Below are 17,866 nucleotides of genomic sequence, written 5' to 3'. Positions count from 1 at the left end.
TGACGGCGCTGTCGTTCTTTTAATGACTACAGCACCGTTGTTATTTGTTTACCATTTTAAATAAGTAAGAAACTTACTCTTACGTAATAGAGTTACCTATACGAAAGTGAGTTTCCCTATTTATCGCTTATTTAATAGTCTCATAACGTACGCTTGCCAATAGTTTGCTGATTTCTTCTTATTCTTGTTTTTCTTTTCCTTGCTTTTCTACTCAGCAAACGTTCCGTTCGGTCATCTTACTCTTCGTCCTGGCTTTGCGTTCATCACTTTTTTCAGAAAATCCTATTCAACATTTTTAAGGTAACCCTGAGTTCATTCGCCTTTTACATTATTTACCTATCCACCAGTAAACCCGCGTCAGCAGATCGAGCCGGGTATTCAGAATAGAAATCATTACACGGCAGCCTCAGTGTGAGTTATGCTACTGTTTCGGTTCGACCAATCGTTAACCACTCATGACAGGAAGTAGCCGAACCGAGTTGTCAGTCAAACCCGATTTACAGCTAATTACAAATTCTCTGGTCATTATCTCCGGCAAATGGCGTCTGTATATTATTTTGACGCTTGGGGAGCAAACCCTTCGGTATAGCCAGTTAAGCGGCAGAATGCCGGAAATCAGCCAGAAGATATTAGCCAGCGAATTAAAAGCACTGGTTACCCTGGGCGTCCTGAGTCGGGAAGTCTATGCAGAAATTCCGCCACGAGTCGAATATTCACTCACCGAAAGAGGTCGGTTAACACTGCCCATTTTACGGCAGATCCAGGAGATCGGCCAAATCCTTAACTAAATTCTTGATGTCAGCTCAATTAAAATTTAAAGACAAAACCCGCTCACAATTCTTTTCAACAGTCCGTAAACGAGTCGATGCCCACTTCGTCGAAAATGGAGTCTCGCCCAATGCCAACGCGGCTATGTGGCGGAAATCCAGCTTTTTCCTGATCGGTTATGCAACGCTTTACGGCCTGATTCTATCGAACCAGTTTAGTTTATGGGCCATGTTGGGCCTGGCCATTGTGCTGGGGATGTTTGCCGCCTTCATTGGCTTCAACGTTTCGCACGATGGCCTGCACGGGTCGTTTTCGTCGAAGGGCTGGGTAAACCGGATTATGGGCAACAGTTTTTACCTGCTGGGAGCCAATCCGTATATCTGGAAGATTACGCACAATATCGTTCACCATACGTACACCAACATACCAGGTCACGACGAAGACATTGAACTGGCACCGGGCCTGGTACGGCTGGACCCCCAGGAAGACCTCAAACCCTGGCACCGTTTTCAGCAATGGTACACCTTTCCGCTCTATGCCCTGGCGTCGCTGTCGTGGGTATTTCGGAAAGACTTCGTGAAGTTCTTCAAGAGCCGGATCGGCCATCACGACAATTCATCGCACCCCCGGCAGGAGTATGTAAAACTGTTTGCCTCCAAAGCCATTTATTACTTCTTCTTTCTGATCCTGCCCGTTATCGTGCTGGACCTGACCTGGTGGCAGCTGGCCGTGGGCTTCATCATGATGCACATTGCCGAAGGGCTGGTACTGGGACTCGTTTTTCAGCTGGCGCACGCCGTAGAAGGCACCGACTTCCCCATGCCCGACGAGCGGGGCGACATACAGGAAGCCTGGGCCGTTCACCAGATGCGCACGACGGCCAATTTCGCTCCCGATTCGGCAACAGCCGCGTTTTTCTGCGGTGGCCTGAACCGGCAGATCGAGCACCACTTATTCCCGAAAGTGTGCCATATTCACTATCCGGTGATTTCCAGAATTGTGAAAGATACCGCCCACGAGTTCGGCTTGCCTTACCTGGAGAACCGGACTTTTGGCTCAGCCCTTTTGTCGCACTTCAGGTTATTACGGACTTTGGGCCGTACTGAACCGGTAGTGGTACCTGCCCCCGTTTTGGTCAGGCAACAGGAGCCTGTTCCCTTCGTGTAACGTAAGGACCCGTTTACCCATGCATCTGTAACTCACCCTTAACTATATCATCATGGCATCGCAGCAGGACCTCGACTTTACGTACACGACGATTGACAAAGTTTTTCGCCTGAGTATGGGCGAAACCGGCGATTACAGTGGTGCCATGTACAACGGCGATTTCTCCCTGACGCTTGAGCAGGCGCAGGAGCAAAAGCACAAATTCATTGCCGACAGTCTCAACGTAAAAGCCGGGTCCAAAATACTGGATATGGGTTGTGGCTGGGGACCTTATCTGACCTACGCCACCCAAAAACGGGGGGCAATCGGTAAAGGGGTTACGCTTTCCAAAGGCCAGGCCGAAGCTTGCCGGGCCAACGGACTAGATGTCGATATTAAGGACTGCCGCCTGATAACACCCGCCGATTATGGCACCTTCGGTGCCGTTAGCTGCATTGGCGGGATGGAGCATTTCTGTTCCATTGAGCAATATCTGGCCGGAGATCAGGATAAAGTCTACGCCGATTTCTTTAAGAATCTTTACGAATTGCTACCCGTAGGCGGTCGGTTCTACATGCAAACCATGGTGTTTGGGAAGAACATGATTCCTTACGAGGAAATCAGCCTCGACGCGCCCAAGGATTCAGATTCGTATATGCTGGCGCTGATGATTGCCCAGTTTCCGGGTTCGTGGCTTCCCTACGGACCGGAGCAGGTGATCCGCAACGCTCAACCCCTGTTCAAACTTGTTTCTCAAAGCAGCGGTCGACTCGACTACATCGAAACCATTGGTCAGTGGCGTAAACGTTTCCGGGCTTTTAACCTGACAAAATACGTACTCTATGCTTCGCTGCTGCCAAAACTGTTGACAAATAAACCCTTTCAGGATTTGATTGCCGTATTCCGGAAAAGCCCGAACCGGGTGTGCTTTCAGCGAGAAACGATGGAGCACTACCGATTGGTCTTCGAAAAAGTATAGTTCAGGAAGTGTCCACCTCATCATCAGCCATGTCTGTCCGTGTCGCTATTCACCACCATACCCGATATGATTACGATCGGGTAGTTTTTTTGTCACCTCACCTGATTCGGCTCCGGCCGGTGGCACACAGTAAAGCCATCATTGAATCGTACACGTTAACCATCCAACCGGCCAATCATGTTGTTCATTGGCAACAGGACCCGTTCGGAAACTTCATAGCCCGGGTCGATTTTTGGGAATCCATGTCGATGATGTCGATTGATGTCGATATCACGGCCCGGCTGGAACCCGTTAACCCGTTCGATTTTTTCCTGGACACGTACGCCCAGTCATTCCCGTTTACTTACGATGCACAGCTAAAAAAGGGGCTTCTGCCGTATCTGGATGTCACGGAGCCCGGCCCTCACTTTAACCAGTGGCTGCAAAGCATTGACCGCAGCCCGCAGGGAACGATCGATTTTCTGATCAAGCTGAATCAGAAAGTAGTCCAGGATATTGCCTACACCATTCGGATGCAGCCGGGGGTTCAGACGCCCGACGAAACGCTTGAGCTGGCTATTGGCTCCTGCCGCGATTCGGGGTGGCTGCTCGTGCAGGCACTTCGGCACGTTGGGCTGGCGGCCCGCTTTGTTTCGGGTTATCTGGCGCAGGTCATTACGGAAGAGACGAAACAGAACGACCCAACTAAAGAAAATTCGCTGGCGCTACACGCCTGGGCCGAAGTGTTCATACCGGGTGCCGGCTGGATCGGTCTCGACCCTACCTCGGGCATGTTGGCCACAGAAGGGCATATTCCACTCGCCTGCACCCCCGATCCCGACGATGCCGCCCCCGTAACCGGCACCACAGACGTCAACGAAACGACTTTTTCGTACGAGAATACGCTGAAGGTTCTCCAGTAGTGGTCAGAAGCTAATCGGGTTTATTGAACATAGAGACACGGAGCACACAGAGTTTGAAAAACTACTAGTTTACACTCTGTGCGCTCCGTGTCTCTGTGTTCACTACATTTACCCCTACACCTCTATCTTAAACAAATGCATAGGGAGCACGTAGGGGTCGAGTTCGACGTAGTTGGATTCGCCCTTCCAGGTGTAGTAAGCCTCGGTAAGTAAATCGCGAACTTTGTAGGTCTGGTCATGCCCGATACCCAGCTGCCAGATGGGCACCTGTACCATACCCGCCCGGCGCTGGTAGGCATCGGTATTAACCACGACCAGCAGACGATTTGTACCCGAAACTTTCAGGTAAGCCATGATGGCATCGTCATTGACGGAACAGAATGTGATATTGTTGGTGGTTTGCAGGGCCGCGTTTTCGCGCCGGATACGGTTAACGAGCGTGATCAGATACGTTAGTTTGTTGGTCTTATCCCAATCCCAGTGCCGGATCTCGTACTTTTCGGAGTTCAGGTACTCTTCTTTGTTCGGGAATGGGATGTGCTCCATCAACTCAAACGACGGGCCATAAATACCGTAGTTACTCGACAGCGTGGCCGCCATGAAATAGCGAATCAGAAACTGGGGCTCGTGGCCCGACTGTAAGCTGTATGGATTGATATCGTGCGTCGTGGGCCAGAAATTGGGGCGGAAATAATGCTTCATTTCGCCCTGCGTCAGCTCGGTCATGTATTCCTCCAGCTCTGCTTTCGTATTCCGCCAGGTGTAATAGGTGTACGAATGGGCAAACCCACGTTTGGCCAGCTCCTGCATTACCCTCGGCTTCGTGAACGCTTCCGACAGGAAGATCATATCCGGAAACTCCTTCTTGACCTCCGCAATGATCCACTCCCAGAAAACGAATGGCTTCGTGTGCGGGTTGTCGACCCGAATGATACGCACACCCCACGAACACCAGACCAGCAGCACCCGCTTCAGTTCTTCCCAGAGATTTTGCCAGTCTTCCGTTTCGAAATAAACGGGGTAAATATCCTGGTACTTTTTGGGCGGATTTTCGGCGTACTGAATGGTACCGTCGGGCCGTTTTTTGAACCATTCCGGGTGATCTTTCGCCCACGGATGGTCGGGCGAACACTGAATGGCCAGGTCCATGGCAACTTCCATCCCGTAGTTTTTGGCAATGGCAATGAGGTGCTTGAAGTCCTCGACTGTACCCAGCTCGGCATGAATGGCATCGTGACCACCTTCTTCGGAGCCGATGCCGTAAGGAACGCCCGGTTCGCCCGGCTGGCAAATGACCGAGTTGTTCTTTCCCTTGCGGTGCGCTGTGCCAATGGGGTGAATAGGCGGCAGATAGAGCACATCGAAACCCATGTTCGAGATGCGCGGCAGCAGAGCCTCTACATCCCTGAAGGTGCCATGAACGGGTGCGCCACCCGCCAGCTCGCGGGAGGCCGACCGGGGAAAGAGGCAGTACCAGGTGCTGAAACCCGCCCGCGCCCGGTCTACTTCGACGCCAAGTTCGTGTGCGTAACGAGTTGGATACTGGCGCTCGGGATAGCGGTTCGCGTAGAAGGTGAACTGGTCGCTTTCGGCAACGGACACAGCTTCATCGTACCGGCTCTCATCGCGAAAGAGGGCGGCCATTTCGCGCAGTGCCCGCACATCGGCCGACTCTTCGACCGGCTCAGTTTTCTTTTTCGCCTTGCCTTTCACGGAAACGGCCGTTGGCTGGCCACCCGCCCGCCCGATCATGCCATCGATGTATTTGGCACCGGCCAGCAACTCACTCGTGATTCGCTGTCCGTCAGCAACTTTCAGATGTACCTCGTGCTGCCACGATGCCGGATGATTGACCCAGCCTTCAAAGGTGTACAGGTAACGTCCCTGCTTTTCAACAATGAACGAAGCCCCCCAGCGATCATTCCAGGAGGGAGCCATTGCCAGTTCTGTCCAGGTGGTATCGTCGATGTGCTTATACAGCAGAACGGCCGTCAGGTAATCGTGTCCATCCGCAAAAATGTCGGCTTCAACCGCGATTACATCACCGGGAATGGCTTTTATAGGAAACAGCCCACCGTCTAGTTCGGGGCTTACACGTTCGATAACTACGCGTGACTGGCCAAAGTCTGGCTGGCCAGCAAGGGAATTTGGTAGACTCATCACTCAATCGTTTGATTTATTAATCGTAAACGCTTGGGCAATGTTACAAAAAAAGCGGGTTCGACTTCATTAATGTGGCATTAGAGCGCGGTCATCACCCGCTGGTCCTCCTCTTTTGGCTGGGTCCAGAGCTGGTACTGCACCCGCGCCCACACCAGCAAGCAACCCACGGCTTTGATGTTGTAGGGTTGGAAGAACTGCTTTTGCACCACCTGTGGAAAAATATCCGTTGGCGACAGCGAGGTAAAGATGATGACCAGTGCCAGTAAAATTCTGTCCAGCCGGGTTGGTTCGGAGAGGGTTAGCCACCAGAGCGCCACACCCGTTACCGCCATGACGTACGTTGGCGACTCGGCCATTTTATTGAATACGATGATAAATAGAAAGAAATAAGCGATCATCCGTCGTTGAAAGAGTCCGTTTTTCCAAAGGCTAAAGCGGAGAAACGGCAGCAGAAACAGGGTTGCGCCCACCATTTCGATAATCCGGTAGTTGGCGTCCGTTTTAGCCATACCAAACCACGACTCGGCAATACCCATGGTGGACACCTGCAAGCCTAATTTACTGACAACAATAACCCGAAACCACTCCTGGTATTCGGCCATCAGATGATCGAAGGGGATGATGGTTGCCGGGGCGATACCCAGCAGCACAATCCAGCCGATCATCGCCAGAATAAACTGGGGCTTTTTGGGATAAAACAAAAAGAAACCCGCAGCCGCCATCCCGTAGAATTTAATGAAGCCGCACAGTACAAAGAAGAAAGCGGCCTGCCAAACCCGCTCGTTTCGCAGGTAATACAATCCCAGCAGCATAGACCCCACAATGAGGTTGTTGCTCTGTAAATTCTGCGCTGTAATGAGCGCTTCCAGAACAATAATGAGCAGAGCAACACGCCTGGCGCGGGTAGGGTCTTTTTCGTTGGACAGGTACAGCCACACGCCCAGCAACAGCACCACGGTATTCAGTAAATTCCAGAGAAGCGTTCCCAGCCAATCGGGCATGTAATAGAACGGCCCCATCAACCAGGCGAAGGTTGGGCTGTATTTATAATTATCGTCGTACAGTTCAGGGTGAAAGCCGTATATACTTTTATCCAGCAACAGGTTGTGAAACGGCCGGGCAAACATCAGGTAATTGTTGTACTGATGCAGAATCATGCATTGATTAACGGCGGCAAAACAGAAAAGACCTATGTACAATCGCAATAAACGAGGCAAGGTCCAATACTGTAGAAATCGTTGGAAAAACATATACGGCAAAAATGAGCCGTAAAATTAAGCAGGCTTCGTGAACATACTAGCGCAAACACCCCAAGGAATGGTGACCCTATTTACTTAATAACGACTTACTCCATAAACTCTCCTACTCAGTATACTAGTAAGGAAAATCATGGTTCTTTCTTGTATACAACGTTTTTCACTACTAACCTCCACAAATGCGGGTTTGCTCATGGGGCTCCATCAATTACTGCGATCCCGCTCGGTAGCGGGGTGGAAACTGCGCCACGAATGCCAGAACTCCTGATAGGCGTTGGGAATGGCATTCAGTCGTTTGCCAAGTAGCGGACCTGCCACGCAGTGCCCTCGCCAGGTCCAGACCGATTTTGTTTCCTGATCGGTGAGCTGCCGGTTGGCGTAGTGAAAGGTAAGCGTTTTTACCCCTACCCGACGACTCCAGGCTCCGAACGATACACTGTCGGGCGCAAGGGCCAGTAGCAGGGGCTCGCCACCCAGTACATCGGTCAGAATCCGTTTTTCTACCAGTTTATTCCAGTCGTATGCCTTCGAAAAACCGGCCTTTTCAACCCCGACGACCCACGACTTCGGTTGCCACGAAGCCGAATCTCGCCGGGTTAATTTTCCCTTCGACAGGCCTCTTTCGTAGTTTTTCATGCTGTCGAACTCATCAGCAAAGGTAGAATCGGGCTGTAGCACGCGTGTGTTGGGGTGTTCGGCGGCCCACTCGCCCAGGGTCATGTGCTGCCCTGCCAGCTCAGAGAGACTGGTCCCTTTCAGCGGCCCCAGAATAGCTTCGCCCGTAGCTTGCCGCCACCACGACCCCGTCCGTTTGTCCTCGAACATGGCGTTGAAATGATCCATGCCCACCAGCCGAAACTCATCGGCCTGTCCTTTAATGATCGGGCTGAATACGCGCCCCGTCCGGCAAACGGTACAGTAGGTAATCATAACCGGCTGACCGCCCACGGTATCACGCACCTGATGATGGTAGCCAATCTGTTGAATCGGGTAGGCCGTTGCCTGTCCCATCGCGCTGAACCCCAGCACCAGTTTGTTGAGCGGAATTTTGTTCTGGCTCATGGGCACTATTCGCTTGTTGACAGGCTGCTTGAACATCTGATCGGCCATCATCTCCTGATTCACTTCATAGTACACAACACCATAAAGCAGCACCAGGCCACCCACGGCATAGCGTTGCCACGCCCGGCGGGGGTTTCGCAGGACAAAAAGGGCAGAACAGGCCAGCAGCAGCCAGCCTATCGCGTGTAGCCAGTTTATATTTTGGTGTAGCCAGTAGGCCAGTTCAACCCGCCCCAATGATGCGCTGGCCGGATCGGATTCGCCGAGACCAAGCTGACTACCGGGGAAAGGCATGATGAAATAGACACTCAATACCTCAAGGATAATGAGCAGAAGAACGGATACCAGAAAAAACAAAAAGGAACGCTTCATCAGAAAGGCTAAGTTGGTGAGTCGGTAGTGGGCATATAGTGATCCACGTGTGTATAACCGTGTTCAGCTGCTTTCTGAGCGCGGTACTTATACAGGGCCGGATCTTCGGGCGCCCAGATAGCCAGCCCGTCGACATAATGGTACAAGGTGTTTATCAATTTAAGGTGTTTATGCGGATAAATAGCGGAAAGCAAATACACAATAGTGCCCCAGCCACAGAATGGCCGGGGACTATAACCAACCTATGATAAATTCGTGGCTGGGCTGGCCTGCGGTACTGGCAATTGATAGCCCATTGTTCCCATTCGCTCGCCCATGGCGTCATAGGCAGCCGGGTCGGTGGGGGTCAGGGTAGCAAGTCCGTCTACGTACCGATTGTACATGCAGAAGGAGGCCGCAATTAGTACTGTGTCATGGATATCGCCGTCGGTGGCGCCTTCTGTCCGGGCTGCCGCAACCAGCTCCGCCGAAACGGTACGGGCATCGGCCCGAACGTGGTCGGCAATAGTTAACAGAGCTTTGAGTTTGGTAGAGATACGGGCCGTCTCTGTATCAGCTAATGTCTGATCGACAAGATCGCGCTGGTCGGCATACAGGTGACGGGAGGCCGCAGCATGGCTTTTCATGCAGAAATCAGTCTGGTTCTGTTTCGACACGAAAGCCGCAATCAGCTCGCGTTCGGCACTCGTCAGGGTGCTATCGGGCGAACCAGCCCGCAACAGGGCCTGCGCCAGTGCATACAGATGGTGCCCTGTATCAGGCCGGTACATGACAAGGCTCCGAATACCCGGAACGCCGTCTGGAAGTGGGATATGTGGCATGATCAATGTAGAATTTTGAATGAGAGAATGTTCGACTAATAGCGGTTCGTTTACTTCCGTATCCAGATGGCGCCGAAGGCAATTTTTTCGACCGTTACGGGGGCCAGCAGCAGGCTTTCCTCCACCCGCGATGCAGCCACAACCACATCATGCAAGGCATTGGTGGCGGGTTGAAGCGTTATCGAAACGACTTTATCACCATCGGCCACTGCAACCGTCCGACTTTGGTAGCCCACCATCGAAATTTTCAGGGTTAAAGGGCCACGCTGATTAGTCGTCAGTGAAAACTGGCCCGAGGCATCGGCAACGGCACCTGTCTGCTGTCCTCTGACAACCACACTGGCACCCACCATTGGCTGGTTGTTATCGGCATCAAGTACCGTACCCGATATCCAGCGCAAGTTGCGCCCAGGCCACCTGCGACAGGCTGCACAGCAAGGCTAACAGGGTAATAAAAGCTCTTGTGTTCATATCTCTTTGAGTAGAAAAAAGCAAATGAGGGGATATGCCGCCCAAAAACAGCTTGTTTCCGGGCGGTGAATGAATGGCAGAAAAAGAGTAGAGTCGGTTTGTTTTTCAGGATTGCCGGGCGGTACACATGACCGCCCGGCTTATGGGCCACAGCCCTTCCAATCCGTTAGTGTGTTTGTGTTGGATAGCCGCCCGGTGGCCGAACATAGCCCCGGCTGGTGATCCGCTCGCCAAGCATCTGGTAGTATGCAGGGTCGGCCGGGGCTACCGTTGCCAGACCATCCACATACTTGTTGTACAACGAGAACAGCGCGGCTATCAGCACCGTATCGTGAATCTCGCGGTCCGTAGCCCCTGCTTCGCGGGCACGGGCAACAGCTTCGGGCGTAACCGCTTTGCCACTTTGCTGGGTGCGAGCCGCAATCTGAAGCAGGGCTTTCAATTTCTCGCTGACGGGCGCCGTTTCGATGTCCTGTTTTACGGCCCGAGCGGTTTCGTCGTCGCCCAGCAGCAGGTCGGCGGCTTTGGTATGGGCCGCTTCGCAGAAGTTGGTGTAGTTACGCGACGACACCAGCGCAGCTATCAGTTCACGCTCCCCCTGCGACAGGGTCGATTCACCCCGCAGCAAAAGTTGCGTGAGTTCACGAATGGGCTGGGCCGTATCCAGTCGATTTTCGAGCAAACCCGTAATGCCGGGCAGTTGCTCAGGCAGTGGTATATGTGGCATAAGATGCGCTATTGAGTCTGCACTAAAGTCTCGACCCGTCTGCCTTACCCCGCGCTACGGCGTAGGAGCCAATGTTTTTACCACAGGCCAGTCCAACGGTGCAGTCGAAGCGGTAGTGAATCAGTCCATACACCCGCGAATCCGACGCTTCCTGCGCTTTCTTCCAAAAATCGTCGGTCTGATCGGGGAAGATGCTGCTCAGCACCACAGCCGCAGCTGCCGAGAAGGTCGAGTGCCCCGAGGTGTAAGACGGAAAGTTTGGTAGACCTACGGATGTTTTCACGCCAAATTGCTGCGGACGAGGGTAGTAGTAATACATCTTCGTTTCCCAGCAGCAAACACCCGCATCCATCAGGGCCGTAGCGACCAGCGCGAGGGTTCGCGCCATACGTACCTCACTGTATTTCGCGTCACTGGCAGCATTGGCGGCCGTCCGCATCCAATGGCCGGGGGGCGTGTAGGTACCGGCCCCATCAGCCCAGTAGTTGGCAATACGGGCCTGCTCGCGGGTTTGGTTTTTATTGATCGCTTTCAGCTCATCCAGCGCCGTGTTAAACTCCGGGCTGTTGATGGCCGGTGGTGGACCGGGCCGCAGTTTCACCTTCGTAGCGGCATCGAAATTCCAGTTCATCACGGCTCCGTAGTTAGGCAGCATCGGCGGACGAGCGGGTGTCTCCTGACTTACCCACACTTCGGTCAAACCCCGGCCTTTGGCCGCTTCGATCATACCGGCCGTGAGCGTCTGGTTATTGGCGGTACTCATGCCATCGGTTTTTGCGCGGGCCATCACTTTAGCCGCTACCTGATTACCCAGATCGCCACCGGCGTTCAGGTCGCTCATTACGTTCATACCGGCCCACAGGCGGCTGTTGCGATGTTCGGCCAGTTTCTGGTCCAGAAAAGGCACTTCACCCGGAAACATAGCTTTCAAAACGGTGTAGGAGGCAGCCGCCACAACCGCGTCTTCCGACGGGTACGAGGGCAACGTGGAAGCCGGTAACGCAACCCGTACAGATGCATCCGCTTTTGATGGAGCCGACCGTTTGAAGGTGTATTTATAGTTCCAGGCCGCCACCAGCGCATCGTATTGAGCCACGCTCAGATAGGCAAACGCACGGGCGGTATAGGGCGGGTTGGCAAACGGAAACCGGGGGTCGGCCAGCGGGTTAGCGGCATCTGGCACCGGGTACTTCCCATCAGGCGTGGAGGCTGGCGGCACGTTATACTTAGCGGCCAGTTCGCGGGCAATTTCGTTCCAGCGGTACACCGCACCGGCTCCCCAATACACCACAGCTTCCTGCTGATCCTGGGTTAAACTCGCCGATTTAGACTTAAGATCGGCCACCTCCGCCAGGTATTCAGCCGAGGTAACTGCCGACGGAGCTGCTATTGTTACGTCGGTAGGCGCTGTGAGCACGTACGTTTTCCAGGTACCGGCCTTTTCATCGACGCTGGCCGGTGTGTACCCTACCCGCAGCGGTTCGGTAATGCTTTTGTCGCAGGAGATGATGGCGGCCGATAGACCAACCAGCAGGCAGCTGAGTTTCACTAATTGACTATATTTTTTCATGACGCTACGGCGTTTTGCTTATTTCTTAAAATTGATTTGATACAGCAGCCCGAGCATATAGCTGGTGCTTTGACCCACATTTAACCCATCCACCACATAGCCGACGCGGGCATTGACACCGATGTTATGCGGCTGCACTTTGGCATACCAGCCCACCGAGGTGGCCTGCATGTTGTTTGTCGGAAACGGCATGTCGTTCCGGCGGATATTGTCGCCATTCAGACAGGCCGTACGCTCGGCCCAGAATTCCGTTTGGAAGCCTTTGCGTTGTACGCCCAGCCGAACGGCCGCATCATAGGTATTGGGCACCTGTACTTCGTTGGTGTTGTACACCCGATCGTTGGCCTGATAGGCGTCCTGATCGATGCGCGTGTTACCGCGCCAGCCGTAACTGCCATGTGCTGTCAGGTAAATGCCCGTTCCAGGTTCTCTATAGTTGGCCAGCAGCCGACCTGTAAACGTCCGGCATTGCAGCCCAATGGACATCGGCAGAAAGCTGGGCACGTAATTTCCCATTGGAAGGGAGCCGCCTACCACAGCATTGAGCGAAAAACCACCCAGTTTTACCGCTTTCACTTTCAGCCATGCCGATATGTCCTGGATACCCTGCTGCCCCATCAGGTTGCCCGCACTGGTGCTTGTCCAGACATAGGGCAGACTCAGAATGACGTTGACCCGCTTACTAATCCCGATAACGGGCATTAGCATGAAGCTCTGTGTCGTATGCGTACCAATGTTCAGGTTTTCGCGCTTCAGACTTCCCTCCCAATACTGGTTCCAGGAGCTGTAGCCGTACATACCTGCTACACAGATCTGCCGCTTATTCATGTAAATCGCGTCCTGTGGCATCTGCGCCTGCGCCATAAAGGGCATAAGCAGTGCAACGAGAGCGATGTAGTTGATCAAGGTTTTCATTTGTTCACTTACGATTTTTTTACGGTAGATTTTATGGAATAAGGCCCAGAAGCGCCTAACCAGACGGCAGGGTCGGCTGAGGGATAAACGGTGCATACTGTTTATCCCTCCTATTCCACACAGAAAGTCAGGTCTTAGAACCAGCGCGATACGTTGATCGATACCAGATAATCGGCGAAAGCGGCATCGCCATGCTTAAGCCCCAGCGGATCGAGCCGGTCGGCATAGCTGGTGATGCGGTTGCGGTAAACGGCCACCGGCACCGTAGCGGCTACCGATGTTTTGTGACGCATGTACGATAGGCCCGGCTCTACCGATACGATATAGCCCGGACGGCGAAAACCACTGCTGCCACCGAAAGCGTCGATAGCCGGAACGCCCTCTACCCGACCACCCAGCATGATGGCCAGCCCCGGAATAGCTTTGATGGACTGGCTCAGGCCAACACGGGCGGCAAACTGATCGGCGACGGAGAACGAACCGGTCACGAGGTCGATCGTGGTCGATTCCGGACTACGAACGACGCCGTTGGTTTCGCGGGGATTGAACAGGTAAAATCCATTGGCATAGGCCGTCAGGGTTTTCGTAATGGAGGCATATCCCTGGAGTTCAACACTAACACCAACACCCCCATCGCCCAGCTGAATGGACTGATCAACCGGTTTATTAATGGTATAGTCGGTCCCTTCTTTGGTCAGTTTATGGAAGTTGTCCGTTGCTGCATAATTACCGGTTGGCAGTTTTACGCCCAGTCCTGCCGCCAGATTGGCTTTGGGCAGTTTAACGGGATTCACCAACCAGTAGCTACCCGAAATGCGCAGATCACCAATACCCTGTGAACCAGTATGAAAGCGTTTCTGCTGGGGATTTTGCGCGATGGCATTGCCGTAATGCTCATAGAGCGATGACCGGTCGTTGTACTGAACCGGCAAATTGACGGAGAATGAAAGCCGCTGGTTGACCAGATAGGTAAGCCCTAAATCGAGTGCGTGCGACACGTTGACTACGTTGGTACCCTGCTCAACGCGTTGTTTTTGCTCTTCATCGCCCACAAAGTGCTTGTAGGAACGAAAGAACCGATACCCCGCCGACACCTGCCAGTGGCCGTTGCGCTGCTTGAAATAATCGGCAGAACCAGCCGGAGCTGCGCAACTCATATGCCGAACGGCCACGCAACCCTGCGCCGATGCAGCTACGTTGAAAAGTACTATATAGGCAAAAACCAGAACGATTGTATAAATCGACTTCATGGAAAAAAATGTCTGAGATGGAAAAAATAAATGAGTTACGGTAAAGTCCGTTCTGACAGAAGTCGACGCAGTAGCCAGTTCGTGCGGTACACAAACAGGTACGTTGAATCAACCCATCAGGTGGAATTTAACCATACGGTCGCGTGGGGTATCCATAAACAGGAAGCCGATCAGGAATGTATTTGGCTTAGCCAATCGCCAGATCAGGCCCGTTAACAATGCCGGTAAGCATCGAAAACTACCTATAGTTATGCAGGAACGCACAGCTAAACAGCCAGCCAAAGCAGCGTAAATACACCTGTGAACGCGAGAAGAAGTCACCTCAGACTTCGGGAGGGGGCGAATGAACGGGCAGGGCGCGGGCCGAAATCACAAACAGCGTGTCTGGAATACGGATCGCTTCGCGCCAATTGGGCGAGAGAAAGTCGAAAATGGCTCGTGGATTGGGCGAGTATTCTTTCAACAGGAATTTCAGCAGTTGATTCGCTTTCTTGCTCGAATCGGTAGCACCGCCGATGTGGTCGTTCAGAAACGACAATAAATCACTTTGCCAGAAGGAGCGGCTTTCCGACTGCAAACCGGAAATGTTCAGGGTGTCGCCTTTGATTTCAAGGCTAACCACACTATAATATTGCCCCCGGTAACTAAACCCATCCGATGTGGTCTGGGAAATCGTACCAGCATCCGGCGAATCCTTCAGCGGAATCTGAAACTCAACAAGGCTATCCACTGACCGGTATACCTGAAGCCGTTCCGACAGGTCATGCTCTGCCTGCCACCACGTACCCACAAACACCAGCACATACGCCAGCGTGTGGTAGAGGAACAAGGCAAAGAGACCGATGGAAACTACTTTCTTCACAAGTGTGATCAGTGAAATTTTTCTCAAAAATAATACTAATTCTTAAACAAAAACAACATTCTCTAGTAAGTCAGTATTTTTACTTAATTGCTGCCTCATACCCTGCTCTCTTCATGTCATCTTGAAGAAATATAAATTTATACAAACTGGTACGAAAAGCGGATACCCGTACTATTCAATTTACCCGGCTCATCATTCGGTGCATAGGGTTCGTAGCTTAGATTCAGATTGGTGCGTGCAATCAAAAGCTGTAGATTTGTGTTAATAGCATACTGCATGATTTACGACAACCACAATCGCCCCATCACCTACGTTCGGCTGGCCGTAACGGACCGCTGTAACCTGCGGTGCTTTTACTGCATGCCCGAAGAGGGAATCAAGTACCTGCCTAAACACCAGGTGCTGACTTATGAAGAGATGGAGCGATTGGTGCGCGTATTGGCCCGACTGGGCGTTCAAAAAGTGCGCATTACCGGAGGAGAGCCGTTTGTGCGGGCGGGCCTGATGGATTTCCTGCATCGACTGGCCGAAATTGACGGCCTCAACGATATTTCGCTGACGACAAACGGAGTTCTTACCGCTCCACACGTACCGGCCTTGGCGGCTCTGGGCGTTAAGTCGGTCAATTTAAGTATGGATACGCTGGACCGGGCTCGATTTCACAAAATAACCCGGCGCGATGAGTTACCCGCCGTGCTGAAAACCCTTGATGCGCTGCTGGAAGCGGGTATTCAAACAAAAATCAATGCGGTCGTCATGGACGGACAGAATACGCAGGACCTGGTACCGCTGGCCGGGATGACCCGTACTATGCCCGTGGATGTACGATTCATTGAAGAGATGCCCTTTAACGGCGAGGGTAGCCACTATCCTGTCCTGCATTGGACGCACCGGCGAATTGTCGACGAAATCCGGGCACACTTCCCCGACCTGCAAAAACTCCCCGACCCGCCGTTTTCGACCTCGGCGAATTATCAGATTCCAGGTCATCAGGGTACTATTGGCGTTATTGCCGCTTTCAGCCGGACATTCTGCGGCACCTGTAACCGCATCCGTATGACGGCGCAGGGTACACTCAAAACCTGTCTGTATGATAACGGTGTGCTGGATGTACGGGCGTTGATGCGCAGCGGAGCCAGCGATGACGACCTCACAACCGCTTTCCTGAAAGCTTTTTCCCACCGCCCCGCCAACGGGTTCGAAGCCGAACAGCAACGCGACACGGTCACCGAATCCATGTCGACCATTGGCGGTTGATTCAGAACATGCTGGCGCGGGCAAAAATGCCCGCGCCAGCCGCCAACTCACTCACATAGAGCTGGCTAGTAGATAACAGGTACAAACCGCTTTACCTCCGGTACATTAATAGTCAATCATTTATTGGCTACTATTTATCCGCCCAGAAACAACAAAGCGCGTTTATGAAACTCAGCCATTTCACACCCGTTATCCTGTTAACCGTTATCACTTTAGCTTCCTGCCAAAGTCGCTCAGATGAGCAGGGCTATGCGGTTGAAGGCGATCTCAAAAACACGTATCCCTTTCTGGAAGGGAAAATGATTTATTTGGGGAATGCAGCCACCCGTGATTTTGAAGATTCGGCCAGGGTCACCAACGGTAAGTTCAGGCTTGCCTTACCTGACCAGTCAGCAAAATATCCCGTTAAGGTAGCGCTGGTGTATAAATCCAGTGAACCAAACCTACCCTATTCGATGGTAGGGTATCCGAATCCGTTCAAAAAGAATGTTGTTGAGTCTTATTTCTACCTGGAGCCGGGTCTTACTCAACTGGAGCCGGACACAACGGCTTATGCCCGGCACGTGCTAGCCAGCTTTGCCAGGAGCCATAAACAATCGGTTTTATGTCGGTTTGTCGAAGTAAAGCCTCAAACGACAGTTGCTTTTAAACATGTGTCCTTTCTATCAGACAGAACCCAGCAACCAGACAAACAGAAGTATAACGAAAGCCAAGTCAGGCAATATCCTTCTTCGTTCCATTTATTAGGCGAACTATACAATAGCCGATCCCTCCTGAGCGAAGCCGAGATTGGCCGGTTACTTAGCCTCTTTGATCCATCTTTACAAGAAACCGAGACCTATAAAACTCTGGTCGCTTATACTACCTATCGAAATCAACCAAGCAGCAGTTTCCCGGATTCAATCTCATTAATGAAACCCGATGGTGGTTTCACCTCATCTGTACTGTCGTCCGACAAACATACACTGGTGGTATTCTGGGCCAGTTGGTGCGCTCCCTGTCGTCGGGAGATTCCCCAGCTTAAGGCGCTCTACACAAAACACAGAGACAAGCTGAGCATTGTTAGTATTTCAACAGATCAACAGAAAGATAAGTGGCAGAAAGCCATGGAGAAAGAGCAAATGATGTGGCCTCAACTGACTACGGATAAAACTACTTCGTTTGCGCAACTGGACAAACAATATAACTTAAACGCAATCCCCATCTGGCTCCTCTTTGACCGGGATCACAAGCTGGTGAAACGTTACATGGGGCAGGGAGAAGGAGAAAATAGTGTTGATTATCAGGTAAGCAAACTGCTTAGCCAGTGATTGACTCAGGGCACGCTGGCGCGGGCATTTGCCCG

General features: G+C 52.4%; 18 protein-coding genes. 6 read left to right on the top strand and 12 right to left on the bottom strand.

Features of this window, described 5'->3' with window-relative positions:
- Positions 1-455 precede the first annotated feature (455 nt).
- From ACYVJM_RS17815 to ACYVJM_RS17800, 4 genes are read left to right on the top strand one after another with little or no spacing between them, the layout of a single operon-like run.
- Entirely contained in the window at positions 456-788 is a 333-nt protein-coding gene (locus ACYVJM_RS17815) for a winged helix-turn-helix transcriptional regulator (protein WP_461149574.1), read from the top strand.
- 7 nt (positions 789-795) lie between these two features.
- Positions 796-1,935 (top strand): fatty acid desaturase family protein, encoded by a 1,140-nt coding sequence (locus tag ACYVJM_RS17810; RefSeq protein ID WP_461149573.1) that lies wholly within the window; start codon positions 796-798, stop codon positions 1,933-1,935.
- Between the two features lie 52 nt (positions 1,936-1,987).
- On the top strand, positions 1,988-2,893 hold the full coding sequence (locus ACYVJM_RS17805) for a class I SAM-dependent methyltransferase (protein WP_461149572.1): 906 nt from the start codon (positions 1,988-1,990) through the stop codon (positions 2,891-2,893).
- 29 nt (positions 2,894-2,922) lie between these two features.
- A complete protein-coding gene (locus tag ACYVJM_RS17800) occupies positions 2,923-3,795 on the top strand; it encodes a transglutaminase family protein (RefSeq protein WP_461149571.1) in 873 nt (290 codons plus the stop codon).
- 114 nt (positions 3,796-3,909) lie between these two features.
- On the opposite strand, the gene ACYVJM_RS17795 is transcribed toward ACYVJM_RS17800, so the two are convergent.
- The 12 genes from ACYVJM_RS17795 to ACYVJM_RS17740 form a co-directional block, all read right to left on the bottom strand.
- Complete coding sequence (locus tag ACYVJM_RS17795; RefSeq protein WP_461149570.1) at positions 3,910-5,955, bottom strand: alpha-1,4-glucan--maltose-1-phosphate maltosyltransferase; 2,046 nt, start codon at positions 5,953-5,955, stop codon at positions 3,910-3,912.
- 80 nt (positions 5,956-6,035) lie between these two features.
- Positions 6,036-7,115 carry a glycosyltransferase family 87 protein gene (locus ACYVJM_RS17790; protein WP_461149569.1) on the bottom strand — a complete coding sequence of 360 codons (1,080 nt, stop codon included), beginning with the start codon at positions 7,113-7,115 and terminating at the stop codon, positions 6,036-6,038.
- Between the two features lie 303 nt (positions 7,116-7,418).
- Positions 7,419-8,648: a DUF3179 domain-containing (seleno)protein gene (locus ACYVJM_RS17785; RefSeq protein ID WP_461149568.1), complete on the bottom strand. Its 1,230-nt coding sequence runs from the start codon at positions 8,646-8,648 to the stop codon at positions 7,419-7,421.
- Positions 8,649-8,656: 8 nt separating this feature from the next.
- The gene (locus tag ACYVJM_RS17780; RefSeq protein WP_461149567.1) at positions 8,657-8,806 is read right to left on the bottom strand and encodes a hypothetical protein; all 150 of its coding nucleotides are present in this window, start codon (positions 8,804-8,806) and stop codon (positions 8,657-8,659) included.
- 84 nt (positions 8,807-8,890) lie between these two features.
- A complete protein-coding gene (locus tag ACYVJM_RS17775) occupies positions 8,891-9,469 on the bottom strand; it encodes a carboxymuconolactone decarboxylase family protein (protein WP_461149566.1) in 579 nt (192 codons plus the stop codon).
- Between the two features lie 50 nt (positions 9,470-9,519).
- The gene (locus tag ACYVJM_RS17770; protein ID WP_461149565.1) at positions 9,520-9,870 is read right to left on the bottom strand and encodes a carboxypeptidase-like regulatory domain-containing protein; all 351 of its coding nucleotides are present in this window, start codon (positions 9,868-9,870) and stop codon (positions 9,520-9,522) included.
- A gap of 236 nt (positions 9,871-10,106) precedes the next feature.
- A complete protein-coding gene (locus ACYVJM_RS17765; protein ID WP_461149564.1) occupies positions 10,107-10,667 on the bottom strand; it encodes a carboxymuconolactone decarboxylase family protein in 561 nt (186 codons plus the stop codon).
- A gap of 22 nt (positions 10,668-10,689) precedes the next feature.
- Positions 10,690-12,237 (bottom strand): vanadium-dependent haloperoxidase, encoded by a 1,548-nt coding sequence (locus ACYVJM_RS17760; protein WP_461149563.1) that lies wholly within the window; start codon positions 12,235-12,237, stop codon positions 10,690-10,692.
- Between the two features lie 18 nt (positions 12,238-12,255).
- Entirely contained in the window at positions 12,256-13,152 is an 897-nt protein-coding gene (locus ACYVJM_RS17755; protein WP_461149562.1) for a hypothetical protein, read from the bottom strand.
- Between the two features lie 134 nt (positions 13,153-13,286).
- Positions 13,287-14,402: a hypothetical protein gene (locus ACYVJM_RS17750; protein ID WP_461149561.1), complete on the bottom strand. Its 1,116-nt coding sequence runs from the start codon at positions 14,400-14,402 to the stop codon at positions 13,287-13,289.
- A gap of 322 nt (positions 14,403-14,724) precedes the next feature.
- Complete coding sequence (locus ACYVJM_RS17745) at positions 14,725-15,264, bottom strand: hypothetical protein (protein ID WP_461149560.1); 540 nt, start codon at positions 15,262-15,264, stop codon at positions 14,725-14,727.
- A 137-nt stretch (positions 15,265-15,401) separates the two neighbouring features.
- Positions 15,402-15,542 carry a hypothetical protein gene (locus tag ACYVJM_RS17740; protein WP_461149559.1) on the bottom strand — a complete coding sequence of 47 codons (141 nt, stop codon included), beginning with the start codon at positions 15,540-15,542 and terminating at the stop codon, positions 15,402-15,404.
- Here ACYVJM_RS17740 and moaA point away from each other — a divergent pair.
- Entirely contained in the window at positions 15,541-16,521 is a 981-nt protein-coding gene (gene moaA / locus ACYVJM_RS17735; protein WP_461149558.1) for a GTP 3',8-cyclase MoaA, read from the top strand. The genes ACYVJM_RS17740 and moaA overlap by 2 nt on opposite strands.
- Positions 16,522-16,685: 164 nt before the next feature.
- A complete protein-coding gene (locus ACYVJM_RS17730) occupies positions 16,686-17,831 on the top strand; it encodes a TlpA family protein disulfide reductase (RefSeq protein ID WP_461149557.1) in 1,146 nt (381 codons plus the stop codon).
- The last annotated feature ends 35 nt before the right edge of the window (positions 17,832-17,866 follow it).

The organism is Spirosoma pulveris (assembly GCF_054781875.1).
This window is presented reverse-complemented; position numbering and strand designations above follow the sequence as displayed.